The following is a 17677-nucleotide window of genomic DNA, read 5'->3' as shown; positions in this document are numbered from 1 at the left end:
ATAAAAAGCTCCACTTGATTGATTTAGCCCAAGTATTTCAAAAAAGATCATAAAACCAAGGGATAAGTAGCAAACAGCAATCACTGAATGCTACTTAAAGGAACGTTAATACAAACAGCTACTTACTGTCCGCTACGGTGTAAGAACGTAGATCACTACTTACGTGTTCTCGACTGAATGTGTATGGATTATCGTCATCAGTTAACTCGAACGCATCGTAGGTGCAGTCACCGATATCATTTCTCGGACAAACATAAACGTTCGAACGTTCTATCATTTCTGTGTGGCATTTCGGGCATAGGTTTTTCATGTCACTCTCCTCTGATAACTTATTGATACACTGATAATTCCATGTTCTAGAACTCCGTCTCCCTCCTTTACCTAAAACAACCACTTAAACCTAGGTTTGTTACACACCAATTACTGAATCGGCGATACAAAACCATCGGGCTTAAGAGCGACCAAACTACAGTTTATAGATTGCAAAATGTTTTCAGCCGTATTACCAATGACGTAGCCAGATATCCCAGTTCTCGCTAAGGTACCCATGACTAGAACGTCCACTTCTATGCTTTCTACGTAATCCGGGATTTTTTCATCAGGCTTTCCGTGTAAATGATGAATCACAATTTCACCCGTAATCCCCGACTCTTCCAGCAGTTGTTGTAGAGCTTGTTTATGATCGGCTTTTGCTTTGTCGAGTTCATGTTCCAACTCAGCATCATCGACTTGAATCCAAGCGTTGTCATGTAGGTAGTTCTCTAAGTAATATTCCCAGCAAGAAATCACATGTAAACGACTGTCACAGGTGTCGGCTATTGAACGAGATAATTCAAGCAAACGCACCGCTAATGAGTGCTGTTCATCGCTCGCCGTTAACGGATCTATAGCAACAGCCACACGGCGTTTTTCTCTCGGCTTATCAATCGGTCGGTGTAACCATAATGGACAAGGACATTTGCGTAACAGTGTCATATCAATAGCTTTGAAGCCTTCAGCGCCTTCACCGAGTGGTTCAGCTTCTTTGATGATAAGATCTTTGTTGTCAGCTAATGCTTCTTTAATGATACAGACAGCGGGTTTTTCACTGCTTTTCACAGTAAGAGGAAATGCCAGATCATCTTCAAAAAGATCGAGCTTCTGTCTGTATTCCTGAATGCTTTGTTTGAGGGAGTCTTGTAGCGATTGCTCATAACTTTGCTGATACTGGAGCATATCCGCGGGGAAATTGGGGCACGCAATTAGCCCTGAAACAGGTACTTTGTTGCTGGATGCGATCCTCATCGCTTGTTCGAGCGCCTCACTATGACCAGGCAATCCTTGTGTTGCAAAAAGTATGTTCGCGAATCGTTTCATACACACCTCCTTGTTTGGTTAAATATTAACCACCCACAAAGTATAATACCTAACGGATAATTGTAACGGCTTGTGACGTTGATGAAATCAATTCTCATTAAGCTATGGATATTGCTTCATTTTGCTTTACGTCACCTTCTCCTTTTCTTTACGACTGTGGCCCGCTGACCCCAATAGAGCTACATACTAAAAATTGAGACCAAATAAAAACCCAAATTACTCAAAGTTTTTTCTCACCTTGAGTAACTTGGGTATAAGCAATAACACACTTAGACTACGGACTTAAATGGGTAACCTAAATTTTCATACGACTTAGTTGAAAGATGCCATATCAATCACGAATCAGTGTGCAAATATTCACAGCCCTAATGATCCAGAAGTCGCTGTAAATTAATGTTAAGGTTGCTGTTTTGTTGGTGCCAAAGCAATTTCGCGAACACATACACCTTGCGGTTGCTGATAAGCAAACAGCACTGCTCGTGCAATATCGTCGGCTGCCAACACGCCCCCCATATCCTCTTTCCAAGCATCATAGCCATCTTTAATATCTTGAGACGTAGTATGTGAAAGTAATTCAGTTTCCACTGCGCCAGGTGCAATAGTCGTAACACGAACATTCGATGATGCGACTTCTTCACGTACGTTTTCAGAAATCGCATGAACCGCAAATTTGGTACCACAGTAAGCGGCATGATCAGGAAATGTTTTCTTGCCCGCAATAGAGCTGATATTAATGATCGTACCACTGTTACGCGCTTTCATCGGTGCTAAAACGGACTGCATGCCATTTAGCAAGCCAAGTACGTTCACATCAAACATGCGCTTCCACTCCGATGCGTCCTGAGTATCTATCTGGCCTAGAAGCATAACGCCTGCGTTATTTACAAGTGCATCTACCGGACCATACAACGCTTCTGCTTTCTCAATTGCCGCTTCAAAAGAAGCTTTATCGGTCACATCTACCTTTTCACAAAGCGTATTTGGTAAGTTTAATGCTTCTAAACGTTCTACACGTCTTGCTAACAAAAGAAGAGCATGGCCCTGTTCGCTGAAATGACGTGCAATCGCTTCACCAATGCCTGAACTAGCGCCTGTAATAACAATTAACTTTTTCATTTTGAATCCTTAGTAGAACGGTTTACCTCAATGGCGATAAGTTTAAGAAAACTTTGTTTGTTGATATATACCGACCTAGTTGAAACACTGTTGTTATACTGCAACAATACTTTTTTGAATTACGCAGAAGTCATCATGCAAACACACATCAACCTTGCGGATATTCGCTCTTTCGTCCTAATCGCTCAACTAGGAAACTTCACAAAAGCAGCAGAGGAACTTGGCGTTTCTCGCTCACACGTTTCACGTCAAATAACAAATCTGGAACAACAGATTGGTGCCACTTTGCTACAAAGAACCACTCGAACACTGAACCTCACCGAAGCAGGCAAGGTTCTGTATAAACAGTGTGAAACTGCCCTTCATAATATTGATCAAGCTGTTATGGCAGTGGTTGATGATGTAGAAGAATTAAGAGGCGAAATTCGTATCAACTGCGTGGGGGGTTATTTAGGGGAAGACGTTGTCGCAGATATCGTTGCTCAGTTTCTAATCCAACACCCACAAGTGAACATTAACTTAGATTTTAGCAGCCATCGTGTCGATTTAATCGCGGATGAATTCGACATCGCTTTTCGAATGGGAAAGTTAGACGACTCCAACTTTATCGCTCGCAAACTGATTGATGTGGAAATGGGGACGTACGCAAGCCCAAGTTATTTAGAAACACATGGCTATCCTTCGCATCCAAAAGACTTAGAAAAACACATTTGTTTGACAGGTAGTGTGACACGCTGGGCATTCGAGAACACAAATACAAAGCAGTCAACGGAACACCAGATACGTGGACAGTTACGATGTAAGAGTGGCAGAGTAATGATAAAAGCAGCGTTGGCGGGAAATGGTATCATCCGTGTACCAGCACTTTATTGCCAACAAGAACTCCAGACAGGCAAGCTAAAAGAAGTGTTTACCGACTGGAGCATTCCGAGTGTGGAGTTTTCACTCCTTTATCATCACGACCGACATCAACCAAAACGCATCCGAGCCTTTGTTGATTTTGCTACTCAATATTTTCGTCAGCTGCCGAGTAAGCACAAGTAAAGTGCTCGATAGAATTTCCCTATGTGAACCAATATATACGGAATCTATAGAGCCCAAATTTGTACTAAAGAAATACGTAAGCATCGTGATGTTTTAAGGTCTAGTTTTCATAAACATTAGCGGTGTTTGCCCAGTTTGCTTTTTGAAAAATGCAATAAAAGCACTGTCTGACGAAAACTCCAGCCACTCAGCAACTGCGCTGACTTGCATTCCCGTTGATAACAATTCAACTGCTTTTAAGAGCCTCCACTGTTGACGCCAATCTTGATAATTCATACCCGTTTCCGACTTAAATAATCGTGTTACCGTCTTGGTACTTGCCCCCACTTTGCTTGCAAGAGTAGTAAGCGAAGGAGCGAGAAATGAAGGTTCAACCAACTCCCGGCGAAATGTTGTTAAGCGCAGATGTGATGGCAAAGGCAACTGAAACGAATAACGTTTCGCAGCATAAAACTCCTCCCAGAAGAGTGCTGTCGTATTTATCATCTCGCTCTTACGCTTATCCCACTCCCAGAATGACATTTTATCAATGAGAGCTTGGAGTAAAGTATTCACTTCTATCATCGCAATCTCACTCGGACACGCAAACACCTCACAATCAAAATACAAAGATCGATACGCAACCACATTCGTCATCAGCGCGCGATGCGGCGTATTAGGTGGGATCCAAACCGCCTTTGTCGGGGGCAGAATACAAATCGAGTCTTTCAGAGCAAAACTCATACAACCTTGAGGTGCGTACAACAATTGCCCTTTCTTGTGCTGATGCATGCCTGAGTCGTGCTTGCCAATATCCGCAGCAATTCCCACTACACAATTAGAAATTTTGTCTGCGTCAAATGGTGTTTCTTCGTCAATAAGTGCCATTTTGTCCGAATATTGATGTATTTGGTTTTTATGTTGTTATTGGCTCAATCATAGCCTCATTTATACTGCCCGCCAACTTCATTAACGATGGGTAAAAATATGAATACTAAGCCCTCTTTATGGCTCATGCTGGTTATGTTGATGTTTCCACAAATTGTAGAAACCATCTATAGCCCAGCGTTGAGCTCAATCGCTCTATCATTTGATGTAAACCACGCACAAGCAGCCCAAACATTGTCGATTTACTTCCTAGCTTTTGCCATTGGCGTTGTAGTTTGGGGAGTGCTCGCAGATAAACTGGGAAGAAGGCCCACCATGCTTATTGGGCTCTTTATCTATGGTTGTGCATCTTTACTCGCAACTCAAACCGAAAGCTTTGCTGTTGTCATGGCTGCGCGGGCCCTGAGCGCATTTGGTATCGCGGTAGGTTCCGTTGTCACACAGACCATGCTTCGTGACGCGTTTGACGGTCAAGAACTGAGTAAAGTTTTCAGCTTAATGGGAATGGGTATATCAATCAGCCCGGTAGTAGGCATGCTATTAGGCGGACAGCTTACAGGGCTTGGTGGATATCGTTATGTGTTTTTCGCTTTATTTTTAATCGCGTTAGTATTGCTCGCTTATAACGTTATTAAGCTTCCTGAAACACAGAAAGAACAGACACCAGTACGGTTGCGTCAACTTAGCTGGAAAATGGTAAGAGACGCGCGAATTTGGCGCTCAGGATTACTGGTCGCTTTGTATAACATTGCTCTATTTTCTTATTACCAGCTTGGCGCATTTACTTTCTCAGCACTTGGGTATAACTCCGAACAATTTGGATACAGTGGCATGGTACTGGGGTTAGGCACTATGCTTGGAAGTTATTTAAACAAATCCCTAGTGTCCAAAAATGTTCAAAAAAGTCAGCTACTTTGGTTCTCAGCAATATTGATTAGCGTTGGATCAGTCGGTGTGTTGATTCTGAACCAATCAATCTGGTTTGTTGCTCCAATGGTGTTAGTCGTCATGTCGTATGGGATTGCGATACCCAATATACTCAGTGACGCACTCGTTGATTATAAACAACAGGTAGGTAGCGCAGGCGCTTTATTTGGGCTCATGTACTACATCATGATCGGGACGGGATTAGCGATGGCTGGAACAGCACAAAACTTAGGTGTCGTTCTACTAGCATGTAGCTGTTTAGCGATTTTATTAGCGTTTTCTAAAAGGCGAGTTCATACCGACTTGTGAGTATAATAATGAAATACTCTCCGTAATGGTTCACCGAGAATCTAGAGAATTTTTCAATCAATAGGAACTGAGGAGCACAATAGTAACCGCTCCTCAGTTGTCTTCTAGAGGGCGATCTAAACTAAATTAACCTTAAAGAAGCTCTCTAATTTATCAAATGGGATCACATCCAATTGATCGTAGAGATCCGTATGATTCGCATTTGGAATGATCATCAATTCTTTAGGCTCTGCCGCCGCTTCATACGCCGTTTCACTGAAATAGCGAGAGTGCGCCTTTTCGCCATGAATGAACAACACTGGGCGTGGAGATATCTCTTCAATGTAGGTCAGAATTGGCATATTCATAAACGACAGCGGCGTTGTGAGTGTCCATGCTGCATTTGAGTTAATCGCTCGTGGATGAAAGCCACGTTCAGGAGACTTGTAATAGGCTGCATACTCAATAACAAATTGGGGCTCACCTCCAACTAACTCAAGCGATACTGGCCCGTAAGTAGGTGTTCCATTTTCGGCATCTTCCCATCGCTGCAGACTTAGCTGCTCTAACGTTTGCGTGCGCTGTTCAAACGTCGTGCTGTCGTTATAGCCTTTAGACATTACACGGGTCATATCATACATCGTACTGGTTGCGACTGCTTTGACGCGTTTATCTGCAGCAACTGCGTTTAACGCCATGCCGCCCCAACCACATATGCCTATCACACCAATTTTCTGACGATCAACGTCTTTCTGTAGGCCAATAAAGTCCACAGCTGCGCTAAAGTCCTCTGTATTGATATCAGGTGATGCAACGTTTCTTGGTTCACCACCACTCTCTCCGGTATACGACGGATCAAACGCTAAAGTAATGAAGCCTCGCTCGGCTAATGTTTGAGCATATAACCCTGAAGACTGCTCTTTCACAGCGCCAAATGGACCACTAATGACGATAGCCGCAAGCTTGCCACTTTTATTTTTAGGTCGATAAAGATCCGCTGCCAACGTGATGCCATAACGGTTTTTAAAACTCACTTTGCGATGTTGAACTTGGTTACTTTTCGTAAATGTTTTATCCCAGGTGTCACCAAGATTTATTTGCGTCTCAGCTTGAACAGAACTCGTTGAGAGCGCTCCAACTCCCATAGCAACCACGCTGGCACCCGTCATTTTCATCATATTGCGACGACCTTCATCAGGTTCATCTTGGTAACTTGCTTGATTGTCGTTCTGGCTTTTCATGGTAGACACTCCTAATTAACGTAACACACGATGAGTACAGTACGCGGATGCTTTATCGCTCCTACTTTACTGACACGTACATTGTTGCAACTTTCGTATTTTTTCGTTAACCAGATACTACGCATTGCTTGCCTAATATTCCGAAGATTGGTCTAAACCTCTTCTAACGTTAATTAAGGCGTAAATAAAAAGCGCCTGTCGGCGCTTTAATTATCTATAGCTCTTATTGCCATGTTGGCTCACCAAACTCTTCACAACGTTGCTTGTCGTAATTTTCAATGCGCCCGCGTTTACCTACAAACTGAACCTGAACAACCATTCCAGCTTCAACATATTCACTGAAATAATCGCAAGAAACACGAAAACTAGTATCGCGTATCACAATTGGTACCCATTCATAGCCGCCGCTGCGTGGTAAGTAAGACTTGAAGGTAATGACCCCGTCATCTGAAACGTTGATTTCTTGATCATATTCATTCAACTTATAAAAACGTTGTCCATCAAACTCTGCCTTTGCTTTTTCAATTATTTCCTTCGTTGCTGTCGATTGCATCGGCGTATTTGACACCAGTTGACACCCAACAACAGATGTCAATACGGACAAAGCCAAAGCGAGTTTAGTTATTTTATTCATTTACCTAACCACTGTAGAATTATTCAACACTTACCATTTTAAAAGGAGGGAGACCATACTTTATTTTTAATAAAAGAAAAAGCGCCTTTCGGCGCTTATTATACATCCCTAACCCAAACGTCCTTGACGTCTTTTTTAAGAAGATCAATCACACTTTGGTGAATGAAAACGAAGCCAAAATCTTCTTCTAGTTTAAATATTAATCGTTCCTCTAAGGGAATATTTTCTAATTTAGAGAAATCAAACTCTGTTGACTCGATATCTAACCAGTTCAACTTACCGTATTGTTTTTCTTTATCCGTCAATTTATAAGTTTGATGGATATAAGGCATACGATAATCTTCGTAAACTTTAATTTCATCATCAGATGGTTGGCTTGGAGAACAATCCACGCGAGCGTCTAACCACTCTACTCCATGTACGACCAGTTTCTCTACTTTTGACGCAATATCACTGATGATAAATAGCTTTGGAGAAAAGGTCATTTCCAAAAGCAAATCTGGCTCTACTGGCACTATTGGCTTAGGGCTTTGTTGGAATGGGAAGTTACCTAGGTCTTGTTTAGTTAGTAAATGATATTGTTCTTTCATTTTAAGCCTCAGTACTTTGGTACTTCCTTATCACAATCCAATTTAAAAGCTCTTAAATCACTAAATGATTCAGTGCCACTCACAAGATCAAAAATTTCCTCACAGAAAATTGTTGCGGTCTCTGCCCCTTTAACGCGGAACAAAACTCTATTTTGAAGAGGGATTTTTTTTAATTTCTCCTCAGATAAATAAAGTTCCATAACTAACATCTTATTTCTCTTGGGTGACTTTCTCATTCTAGATTTAGATTCATCAATAACATCTAAAACATTATTTAGTGCCAACAAATAACGATTTGATAACGAGCCATCTGGTAATCTAAGTTCTGCGGGGTAACATTCGATCCCATAAGGGTCAAAACTCATCACCAGTTCAGCGAACTCCTTACTAACACAGAGATCACCATTATCCGCAATATTACCTACACCTTTAATAAAACCATCCGTAGATTCCCAAACAATAGGCTCTAAAGAGCTTGTGGGCTCAAATTGCGCTTTGCTATACAATGGTTCTCTACTGTCAATACAAACAAAACTTGTTGTAGACTCATGAAAGTTTTCACTAATTATTGAAAAGTTCATAGGCTAAACTAATTCTCCCATTGTTTTTAATGATGCCCCTTCAAAACAGAACTTTTTGACCTTGGCTTGACTAGGCACTGGTTCATCAAAATCTCTGCTTCCACTCAAGTAATGCAATCTTGGTGTGCCTACTTTACCACTTCTACACATATGACAACCTCCACCTGAAGGAGTCAAATGCCTACCACGTGAAATCAAATGAAGTTTGTGGCAACCCAAAAGATCGGCAATATCGATAGATAATTCATCCAAGCTATCAACATACTCTTGAGCCTCTGTGTCACAATCTAAATTTTTTAACGTTTTAGCTAACATAGAGCCAACGACCTTGTGATAACCTCGCACACTAGCAACCATAGACAAATCTCCAGCTAGCAACTTTGATTTATCCGCATCTGCCTCTTGCTTGAGACCACTTTCTAACTCGGACAGCTCGCCTTCAAGGTTTTTTCCGGATTCTCTCTGAAAATACTCTTCGAGGCGACGATCGGTATGCCCTGATTTATGCAATGGTACGTTATACTGGCATGAAACTTGGTCAATCGTTGGTAATAATACTAAATTATACAGATAGTTAATATCATAACCCTTGTAAACAATTTGCTTTTTTCTGATGCTTGATAACTTTTTTGCAACCTCGCAAGAAATTAAGTGGTGAGCAGCCATCGAGTAAGTTTGAAAGTTAAGTGGATGCTTATTACGCAGCGATTTAACTTTGCTGTTGCTTAAACTAGAACGCTCCCAACGACCTTTATCTTTGATGATCCCCATAACATCCTCACATTTTCAACGCTTCTTGGCATTGACCTTTCTTTCTACCCGCAATACGCTTACAAACCTTACATTTGATCGGTTTCTTATCTTTATCCTCATTCGCCTTTGCAGAGTTCTTTCCTGACTGAGCAGACTCACCGGTATTATGTTTTACTTTTGCTGGGTACGTTTTCTCGCCCTTACCTAAGATTCGAGCAAAAAGATCATCAAACTCGCCCATCGCTTCTTTAAGCTTGTCCGGCACCATCTTATCGATGATTTTTACCTCATCCGCTAACTTTAAGAAATACGCACCGAGCTCATCTGCGCCCATTCTATTTGCGTAAGACGCCAACTCAGTTGCCACTTCAATACAAGGTTTTAGAACATCGCTAACAATCTGGCTGGTTTGTTTCGCGTAATCCACCCAATCTAACGTGCGCAAAAATTTTTCTGGATCGCCTTTACCCATGCCTCTTAAAACGGCCAGCAAAGTATCTTTTGATGTTCCTTTACCGCCTTTTAGCGCAACTTTACATGTGCCTTTAACCGCACTACCAAACGTAGGAACACAGCCGACAAGGGTAAGTGAAAGTGCTAACCAATTTTCGGGCTTATCACGCTCTTCTTCACTCAACAAAGTCATAATGTTCGCAGATAAATCGCGTACATCAGCAGCTTGGTCTACAACAGGAATCATCGTCAGCGCCGTATTGGCGATGATCTGCTCGACAGAAGCATCATCGTTGAAATCACCAAGAATCACACCCCAAATCCAGCTGGCAGCACCAGACATTCGCGTCCAAGCATTTTCCCAGAAACCAACTTCGCCTTTCTTTGTTTCTTCAATGATCAGTTGAGCGTTAGCACTAGGATTAAAGTTCGGATTGGTCTTAGTTGGAACATTCGGCATAAAGTCTCGGCTGTCCTCGCCGTACTCTATGGCAAACTCACCCGGAGCAACGCCACCAACAGATGCTTTACCGTTGTTGTCGAGAGTTCCTTCAAACACCGCGCCAGATTGATCTGTGAGAGTGTATGTTGCGCCTTGAACGGGTTCACCGTCTGAGTATGAGAGGTATAAGTCAACCGTATACGTCCCTTCCTGCTCTTCCGTCACAGAAACCGATGGGTTTTGTGCCCCACCAAGACACATGGTATTAGCTTTGTTCATGGTCATTTGATCGGATAGACGACATACGCCTTTGCCCTCAAATTTAACCGTTGGTGAAGCTGAAATGAATTTTGCTTCGGCTTCTATCGTGCCTGAGGCAACGCCTTTTCTGTCACCGCCCGCATCGCCAGTACTTTTTGAGAACGTACTGCCCTTGATAGCGACACTGTTACCGCCATCCATAGAGACTGTCGTAGTCCCACCAGCAAGGTCTGCTGATTTAGCATTGTTGCCATAAGGGATAGGAACGACTGGCTTGCCGACCTTAGTTAAACAAACATCTGGGAGCGTTGCATTCGCTTCACCACCTGAGCCTTTATGAACTATCGAAAGTCCATTCGCACCAACTGTTACGCCCATAACCAATCCATTTGAATTTTATTGATTGAATGATAAAAGAGATCGCACATTGCAATCTCTCTAAATGACTAGTGAATTTCACTAAAAGACCAGTGATATTCACAGCAAACCTTAAAACTGGCAGAAGATCTCATTTTTAGATTTCTGGTTATCTATACACTTCAAGCAGTTGCTGGAATTTTAAGTCTATGACGATGTAGGTTGCCGCATACATAAGCGCAAACGTAATCGCACTAAGACTCAAGATCAGCTTGGGTGAAATTACCCTTTTTAACGGCTTCTTTAGGTATTTAGCTTTAAGGTTGATTAAAGAAACTTTTTCTTGTTCTGCTAGGCGGTCATCTCGCACTAATCGATAAATGGTGCTGCCAATTTCCGCTAACTTTTCGTTACCACGCTCTTCACGGCCGTACTTGCCTTGGAAACCAAGTTGAAGCAATAAATAGAGAAACTCTATAACGTGACGGTATTTGCGAGGGTCAGCTTTTAAGCGGTCGAGAATAACGAAAAACTTGTCACCACCAGATGTTTCGTTATGGAATTCAGACAGTAAGCTGTTCTGGCTCCAGTGACTATTTGCTCCCCATTCTTGCCGACAAACAGATTCATCAATCGCCGCACACAAGCAGTAACGAATAACAAGAACCGAAGCACGATCGAGCTCCATTTCATTAAGTTTTCGTTCGCCTTTTCGAATCTCACGTGCCACTTGTTCACGAAATGGCATCGGGTCATCAAGCCAAGGGATCGAAGACATACAAGACAGACTGGCGATCAACCATGAGAATTGATCTACCAGCGGGTTAATACCCATGTTGTCGATAGATAGATCTTGTACTGCGATGTTTCTCGATAAGTCAGGCGCTGGCATTACCTCCATTGGTTTGCCAGGCTCTGGTTGGAATAAGACTACGGTGACGTCTGTTTCTGCGTAACTCATAGACGAACGGCCCAAAGTTGCAATGATAAGTTAGCGAAATCGCCCGCAACGTGAATCGCAATCGCAGCAGTGTTCTTCAATGCCATCCACTCTTCGCCCGTTTTATCGAGCTCGAAATAGGTATAGCCAGCGTGATACGGCAGCGCGCGTGGCACAACTGGCATTGGTTTGATCTCAATCCCAGGCAGTTGAAGGTTAATCAAGTCGCGAATGTTATCGATTGAACCGATCTTCGTTTGGCTGACAAACTGCGTATGCAGGACATCCAAGGTAACGTCGGCTTTAACTGCAAGAATAAAGGTCGTCGTATCAATGATCTTATTGTCAGGGATCGCTGCCGTTCTGATGCCATAGTTCTGATCTTTTAAGGTCAGTGGAATTGCTCTTTGTTCAGACATCACGCTCAATGTCATTTTCGCACTGTCTAGAACGCGAGAAAGACAGCTAGTAAGATCACCATGATTGTATTTAGTAAACTCAATAGGTCGGCGTGTCGTCGAGCACAGCGTCGAAAGCTCGCCCTCTGCCTGAAGAAGAATTCGATACAAAGACTCAGGGTGTACAGCTTCTGTGTTTGCAAAATGCCAAAACAAGGGTTCGTATCTATTGAGCGCTTGCAATAGCATAAAGTCAGAAACTGATGATACGCCTTGTTGATCCACCACTCCCAGTCGCTGAACTATGGATTCTGCGCGGTGCTTGAGCATAGAAGCAAACTCCGTCGCGAACTTATTAAGTACCGTAGATGCGTGAATATCAATACAGGTAGGAATGAAACTATCATCTAAGATCACGCTGCCATCTGGCTTCACTTCCGAGATCTTGAGGATCGGAATAGACGTGTAAGCACTTTTATCTTCATGGTCGTACATTAAGCAAAAGTTAAGCTTACCGACGACGATATTTGCCATGTCTTCCGAATCATAACAAGCATCAACCGCTTCTTGAGATTCCATCGTATAACGTGCACCGTCTTTTTTAGTGCCAAATAACTCAGAACGTTCCGATGGTAACGGACAGCACAAATAAACCACTTTATCGGCAATTGAAGGATCCACATCTTTCACTTCTGGTAGTTCAGCGAGCAGTGGAAGCTCAAATGGCGTGCGGTCCTGTAGGATGCCTTCTGCACGCGTAATACCAATTTTACCGAGGGCTAGCAGTTGTGAATTTATTTCCAAACGCTTAATCCCCCAATGTAAAGGAGATGCGTTGCTGCTCAACATACTCGACAGTTTACTTTGCGAACGATCGAGTTGTTGAAAATGCTGCGGCTTCATGAACATTCCATCTTGCCAAACAACTGGATTGTATAAAGACATGTTTCTATCCCTTAAAAGTAAACCTGTTCAATGCCGCGAGTATTATCAGAAATTAACTCACTGCCTTCTAACTTGAGCTTGATGTAGTACTCGCTCTTCTCTTCAATGACTTCAACTTTACGCCATGACGAACCATCAATATCACGAAAGGCCACAGAAAAACCGATGGCACGAGTGTCAGGGTCTAGCGTTAGCATTTCATGAACTTTTCCACCTGGCTGTATTTGATATTCATAACGTTTGATGTACTCATCACCCAACGACGCTTTATCGTTTTCAAACAGCGCAAAAAAATCTAAGCTCCGGAATAAAACTGGCGAATTTAATTCGTGAAGGCGGAGAATGACCGGAGATGACTGCCCCCCATCTCTCACATTGAGTACAGGTGACGCCTCAATAACCAATTCAATGGACGAAGTTTCTGGTGTGATACCCGTGGACTCTTTAAATTGATCCCACATGGAACAACCGGACAACATGGCAAATCCGAGTAATACGGCGATACTACGCATGGTTTCCCTTAATCACTTTGTTATAGTTTTTCTTAATCAGCCCTTTTAAGGATGTTTCGTTGAGCAGGCGACGATTGTTAGAGTAGAAATCTAAATATTCGCCCCACAGTTTTGACTTCGTTGAGAACAAAGATTGACTCGCCACTTTGTTAGCAAATGCAACGGGATCGTTCGTCTCTGATTGTTCTAAAATGAGCTCATTCAGCGCTTTGTTAAACATGACTTGGTGGTCATTCAACTCATCAAGCATTTGTTCTACCAGTTCATTTGGAGCCAGTAGATGTTGGCTATTGAGAGTCAGCATCAGCTCTGCAATGTTAGAGTTAGACTCACTCGTACTCTGCTCTTCTTTCAAGGACTCTACTTCGTGTAATTCTTTCTGCAGGTTATCAATACATAAGCGCAAACAAGTGCCCATTTGTTTGAACAACTGAGCTTCATTCGTCATTAGCTCAGGATTTCTTATACCCAAACCATCAAAAAACGCTTGTGCTATATCTTGAGAACAGGCGGTTGCTTCGATACCCGCTTGCTCTTTAGTCGTACTGTTTATCGTAGGTTCTACCGCAGGCATTTGAAGTGGCTGATTAGTTTGAGAAGAAGGAGTAAATGACTGTGTCATCTCTTCCCATTTTGAACCTTTAGCAGTATGTTCGACGATCGTCTCTGTGGAGTTAGGTGCACGATGTTGTCTTTGAACTGCCCTATCTAGAATCGTCGTTTGGGGTTGAACCGTCTCTTCTGAGACAATATCTTCTCTATGTGGCGTACCGTTCTCTACCTCTATCCCTAACGAACCATTTATTGATGCGTTACTCTTGGTCTCCGTAGCCATCCAATCTTCAGGGATGAGGCTTGGCTGATCGAACTCGGAGTATATGCTGAAACTGTCATCGACCACCTGACGTGTGCTTTCCACCGTTTTAGGCTGTTCAGGTTCTGGATGCTCATCGTCACGAATTAAATAATCATCATCTCGCTGCATTGAAAAGTTAAGGTGCGCAACAGGATCATGACAATCAATGTCATCCTGTTTAGTCTCCATAAACAAATCTTCTAAAGCGCCTACTTTTTCTTCTTCTTCGACAACTGCGTCACCGAGGCTAACCAAAGGATCATTGGATACTCGCTCAGGGGCTATATCAGCGGCAATGTCTTGTGTCGAGGTAACATGCTCCAGAGAAACGCCAATTTCATATTGTCCTAAAGAAATAATATCGCCATCGACTATCGCAACAGGTTGATTTTTCAGTATTTTGTTTCCGTTAACCATAGTGCCATTAGTGGATACGTCACTAATATAGTAGGTATCTCCATACACACTGATCAGGCAATGAGTGCCTGATATAAAGCGGTTGTGATCGGTTAAAGACACACTACAACTTGGTGAACGCCCTATTGAACCACCACTCTCGGGCATTTCAATGTGCTTGACACCTGTGTATTCCTCTGGGCATTTAGAAATAAATAGAACTAGCTGATTTGAGTGCATCTATATACCTCAAAATAGCATAGAAACAGACAGTTCAAGCCCACCTATCCCATCATTGATAACTGGGAGAATATAAGAGGCTTGAGGAATGATTTGTATATGAGCATCTGGGTTACTACCTAGCTTAATGACCGTACCAACGGCGATAACTGCACCCAGCTCGAACTGATCGATGTCCTCGACACTCTTATAGCGGTAACCTTCTGGGTCAACTTGCCAACGGTTTGAATATTGTGAGTAACCTGCAGATAAACCAGCACCTACGTACGGTGTGAAAACGCTCCAAGAAGCCAGCGCATATTGCGGTACAACACGAAGTTCATAGTTAGTTACTTCTTGATATAGACCGCTAGCTGGCGCTTCGATATCTTCTGCTAGGTAGTTAAACCCTAACCACCAGCGCCAACGGTTATTATTTTCATCAATAGGGCGAGAATGAACCAAGCCAAACCTCAGAGTGTCTTGTTCACCACTGTTACCTTCTTCGTAATTAATGCTATCGATAGTCAACATACTGGCAGAGAGTCCATAACGCTCTCCCTTTGCGACTGCAAAAGAAGAAAATAGACACATGGCTGAAATCAGCCCGATTTGACTTGGTTTTAGCATTTCGTCCCTCTAGGAAAACCGATATTCTACTTAGAGGCGAAAGATATCAATTATATTCTCTTTTTCAATAAGCCTAAAAAAACACCTATAACTTAATACATTTCAACTACAGGGTTGGTTATTTTACCTACAAACAAAAACTAATGGACCGAACTGAGTTAAAGCAATGAGCCTGTAAACCTATTTAATTAAATAAAAATTAAGAAGGCTCTATCACCAATTTAAGAGGGCTATTTTAAAGAACACAGACGAACAAAAAACAGACAAAATTAACAATTTAATCACATTTATTAACTCAAAAGATCGACTTCGTCATATATAAGGCTCTCCTTAAAAACAAATCGAACTATTGACATTAATATTATGAACAAAGATCACACTAAGGATAATTTAATTTATTTTTTAAGTGTTTTTATTATCTAAACAACTTCTTTTGTCTATAGAATCACTTCGGTAATGCACTGCTTACAATTTAATATAACAGCAGTGGAGTCCTATATACCTTAATACTTCTATATGATCAGTTGGAATTTGCCTTATGTTTTTTAGCGACTTCGCTCGAAGACCAATCGATGAAAATAACCCAAGCGGCTCTAACCCTAATGGCTCTGAAGACTTTGACGAAATAAAACGTCAAATAAATAATCTTAATAAAGTCACCGGAAGAGTCTCTTGGAAAACGGTTCAAACACTCTCAAAAAAAATCTTGAGCACTCACGCAAAAGACTTACGTTGTTGCTGCTACTTCACGGTCGCATCAACATATAACGATGGTCTAAGAGGCCTTGTTGAAGGGTTAAATTCATTGCTTGATGTGTGTGTCGTCTATTGGAACACCGCATACCCTGAACATTCAAAGTCAAAAGCACGAATGAGCGCAATTGAGTGGATGGTGGAGCATACTGAAAAACGTATTAATAAGCACCGTGCGTTGCCGGAAGAACTTCCACTGATTGAAGCTGCGCACCAGTTGTGTTTAAGAATAGAGGAAGAGCTTCGCCTTCATTACGGTATTCAAGCGCCTTCATTTGGTCGCATTCGTCGTATCTTAAATCAATGGGCTGAACAGATAAAAGAACAACAACATGCCATAGAGTTACGCGAGAAAAAACAAGCAAATACTAACGCTTCAGCTTCCGCACAGGCAACACCTGAAATTAAAGTGAATGTATCTCCCTCTCCTGCCCCGGACTCGCCATCCCCCCTCAACAACAGTGAAAAAACGACCCCAACAAAGTCCGGCCGATTTATGATCTACTTCATCATTGGCTTGATTGTTACGGCGATATGTTCACATTTTGTTTACGAACAACAACGCTATCGAACGCTGGAGCAAAAAATTAGTCAATCTTCACTTAATGAACTTGTAAAGTTGGTCGCCTCGTTAGATTACGAAAATAAAAAATATGCCCAGTCACTGAAAACACCAACTATTAATCGCGTAGATATTATGATGAATAACTGGTTTTTAGACTCGGCCAAAGTAAGTAACGTCAGCGAGCTCGATAGCTTGACCAATGAATTAATCGCAATCTATCCAGATTCATCTTCTGCCCAGCAGCTACGTCAAAACTTTTTGACACAGAGCGCCCATTTAGAAGACCAGTTTATGGATGTGTATAAGCGATTCTCAGACGCAAGAACGGTGTTTGCCAACGTAGCTAGACAGAATGTAGATAAGAACTCTAAAACGGCGTACGAATATAGTAACTCACTATTCCCGCTTCTAGGTCGTATTGAATACGCTGAAAAGTATTCACAGCAAAAGGAAATTGACCGCGCAACCCTTTTACTGAACATCTACCTATATAAATTGAGTCAGCTACAAGCTGAAAAAACTGACAATAAATAACAATACAATTAAAGAAGTT

At 42.1% G+C, this 17677-nt stretch carries 18 protein-coding genes; 3 read left to right on the top strand and 15 right to left on the bottom strand.

The features are described 5' to 3' along the window. Positions 1-118: 118 nt before the first annotated feature. The 3 genes from ACWPOD_RS02190 to ACWPOD_RS02180 form a co-directional block, all read right to left on the bottom strand. The gene (locus ACWPOD_RS02190) at positions 119-310 is read right to left on the bottom strand and encodes a hypothetical protein (protein ID WP_005392611.1); all 192 of its coding nucleotides are present in this window, start codon (positions 308-310) and stop codon (positions 119-121) included. Positions 311-420: 110 nt separating this feature from the next. Further along, positions 421-1356, bottom strand: a complete 936-nt coding sequence (locus ACWPOD_RS02185) for a universal stress protein (protein ID WP_456231505.1) — start codon at positions 1354-1356, stop codon at positions 421-423. 396 nt (positions 1357-1752) lie between these two features. Then, complete coding sequence (locus ACWPOD_RS02180) at positions 1753-2472, bottom strand: SDR family oxidoreductase (protein ID WP_046875926.1); 720 nt, start codon at positions 2470-2472, stop codon at positions 1753-1755. Positions 2473-2607: 135 nt separating this feature from the next. Here ACWPOD_RS02180 and ACWPOD_RS02175 point away from each other — a divergent pair, with 135 nt between their 5' ends. After that, positions 2608-3516 carry a LysR family transcriptional regulator gene (locus ACWPOD_RS02175; RefSeq protein WP_456231504.1) on the top strand — a complete coding sequence of 303 codons (909 nt, stop codon included), beginning with the start codon at positions 2608-2610 and terminating at the stop codon, positions 3514-3516. A 93-nt stretch (positions 3517-3609) separates the two neighbouring features. On the opposite strand, the gene ACWPOD_RS02170 is transcribed toward ACWPOD_RS02175, so the two are convergent. After that, the gene (locus ACWPOD_RS02170; protein ID WP_456231503.1) at positions 3610-4383 is read right to left on the bottom strand and encodes an AraC family transcriptional regulator; all 774 of its coding nucleotides are present in this window, start codon (positions 4381-4383) and stop codon (positions 3610-3612) included. A 99-nt stretch (positions 4384-4482) separates the two neighbouring features. Between ACWPOD_RS02170 and ACWPOD_RS02165 the strand changes: the two genes are divergently transcribed. After that, positions 4483-5619: a multidrug effflux MFS transporter gene (locus ACWPOD_RS02165; RefSeq protein WP_456231502.1), complete on the top strand. Its 1137-nt coding sequence runs from the start codon at positions 4483-4485 to the stop codon at positions 5617-5619. A gap of 116 nt (positions 5620-5735) precedes the next feature. Here the strand turns inward: ACWPOD_RS02165 and ACWPOD_RS02160 are convergent, their stop codons facing one another. The 11 genes from ACWPOD_RS02160 to ACWPOD_RS02110 form a co-directional block, all read right to left on the bottom strand. Continuing rightward, positions 5736-6839, bottom strand: coding sequence for an alpha/beta hydrolase (locus ACWPOD_RS02160; protein ID WP_456231501.1), 1104 nt, complete (start codon positions 6837-6839; stop codon positions 5736-5738). Between the two features lie 223 nt (positions 6840-7062). Beyond that, positions 7063-7473, bottom strand: coding sequence for a hypothetical protein (locus tag ACWPOD_RS02155; protein ID WP_053807869.1), 411 nt, complete (start codon positions 7471-7473; stop codon positions 7063-7065). 98 nt (positions 7474-7571) lie between these two features. Continuing rightward, positions 7572-8063 (bottom strand): hypothetical protein, encoded by a 492-nt coding sequence (locus ACWPOD_RS02150; protein ID WP_053807556.1) that lies wholly within the window; start codon positions 8061-8063, stop codon positions 7572-7574. An 8-nt stretch (positions 8064-8071) separates the two neighbouring features. Further along, positions 8072-8644, bottom strand: a complete 573-nt coding sequence (locus ACWPOD_RS02145; RefSeq protein WP_038899731.1) for an imm11 family protein — start codon at positions 8642-8644, stop codon at positions 8072-8074. Positions 8645-8647: 3 nt separating this feature from the next. Beyond that, the gene (locus tag ACWPOD_RS02140; protein WP_053807557.1) at positions 8648-9415 is read right to left on the bottom strand and encodes an AHH domain-containing protein; all 768 of its coding nucleotides are present in this window, start codon (positions 9413-9415) and stop codon (positions 8648-8650) included. Between the two features lie 7 nt (positions 9416-9422). Then, entirely contained in the window at positions 9423-10931 is a 1509-nt protein-coding gene (locus ACWPOD_RS02135; RefSeq protein ID WP_456231500.1) for a PAAR-like domain-containing protein, read from the bottom strand. 148 nt (positions 10932-11079) lie between these two features. Continuing rightward, entirely contained in the window at positions 11080-11871 is a 792-nt protein-coding gene (gene icmH / locus ACWPOD_RS02130; RefSeq protein ID WP_006741083.1) for a type IVB secretion system protein IcmH/DotU, read from the bottom strand. Beyond that, positions 11868-13193: a type VI secretion system baseplate subunit TssK gene (tssK, locus tag ACWPOD_RS02125; RefSeq protein ID WP_047008196.1), complete on the bottom strand. Its 1326-nt coding sequence runs from the start codon at positions 13191-13193 to the stop codon at positions 11868-11870. Before tssK ends, icmH begins: the two co-directional genes overlap by 4 nt. A gap of 11 nt (positions 13194-13204) precedes the next feature. Next, complete coding sequence (tssJ, locus tag ACWPOD_RS02120) at positions 13205-13705, bottom strand: type VI secretion system lipoprotein TssJ (protein ID WP_225460992.1); 501 nt, start codon at positions 13703-13705, stop codon at positions 13205-13207. Further along, a complete protein-coding gene (locus ACWPOD_RS02115; RefSeq protein WP_456231499.1) occupies positions 13698-15197 on the bottom strand; it encodes a type VI secretion system-associated FHA domain protein in 1500 nt (499 codons plus the stop codon). The genes tssJ and ACWPOD_RS02115 overlap by 8 nt, the downstream gene beginning before the upstream one ends. 9 nt (positions 15198-15206) lie before the next feature. Beyond that, positions 15207-15806 (bottom strand): hypothetical protein, encoded by a 600-nt coding sequence (locus ACWPOD_RS02110; RefSeq protein ID WP_104972407.1) that lies wholly within the window; start codon positions 15804-15806, stop codon positions 15207-15209. Between the two features lie 538 nt (positions 15807-16344). Between ACWPOD_RS02110 and ACWPOD_RS02105 the strand changes: the two genes are divergently transcribed. Beyond that, positions 16345-17658 carry a type VI secretion system ImpA family N-terminal domain-containing protein gene (locus tag ACWPOD_RS02105; RefSeq protein ID WP_456231498.1) on the top strand — a complete coding sequence of 438 codons (1314 nt, stop codon included), beginning with the start codon at positions 16345-16347 and terminating at the stop codon, positions 17656-17658. Positions 17659-17677: the final 19 nt, after the last annotated feature.

Source organism: Vibrio sp. JZG120 (assembly GCF_053890955.1).
This window is presented reverse-complemented; position numbering and strand designations above follow the sequence as displayed.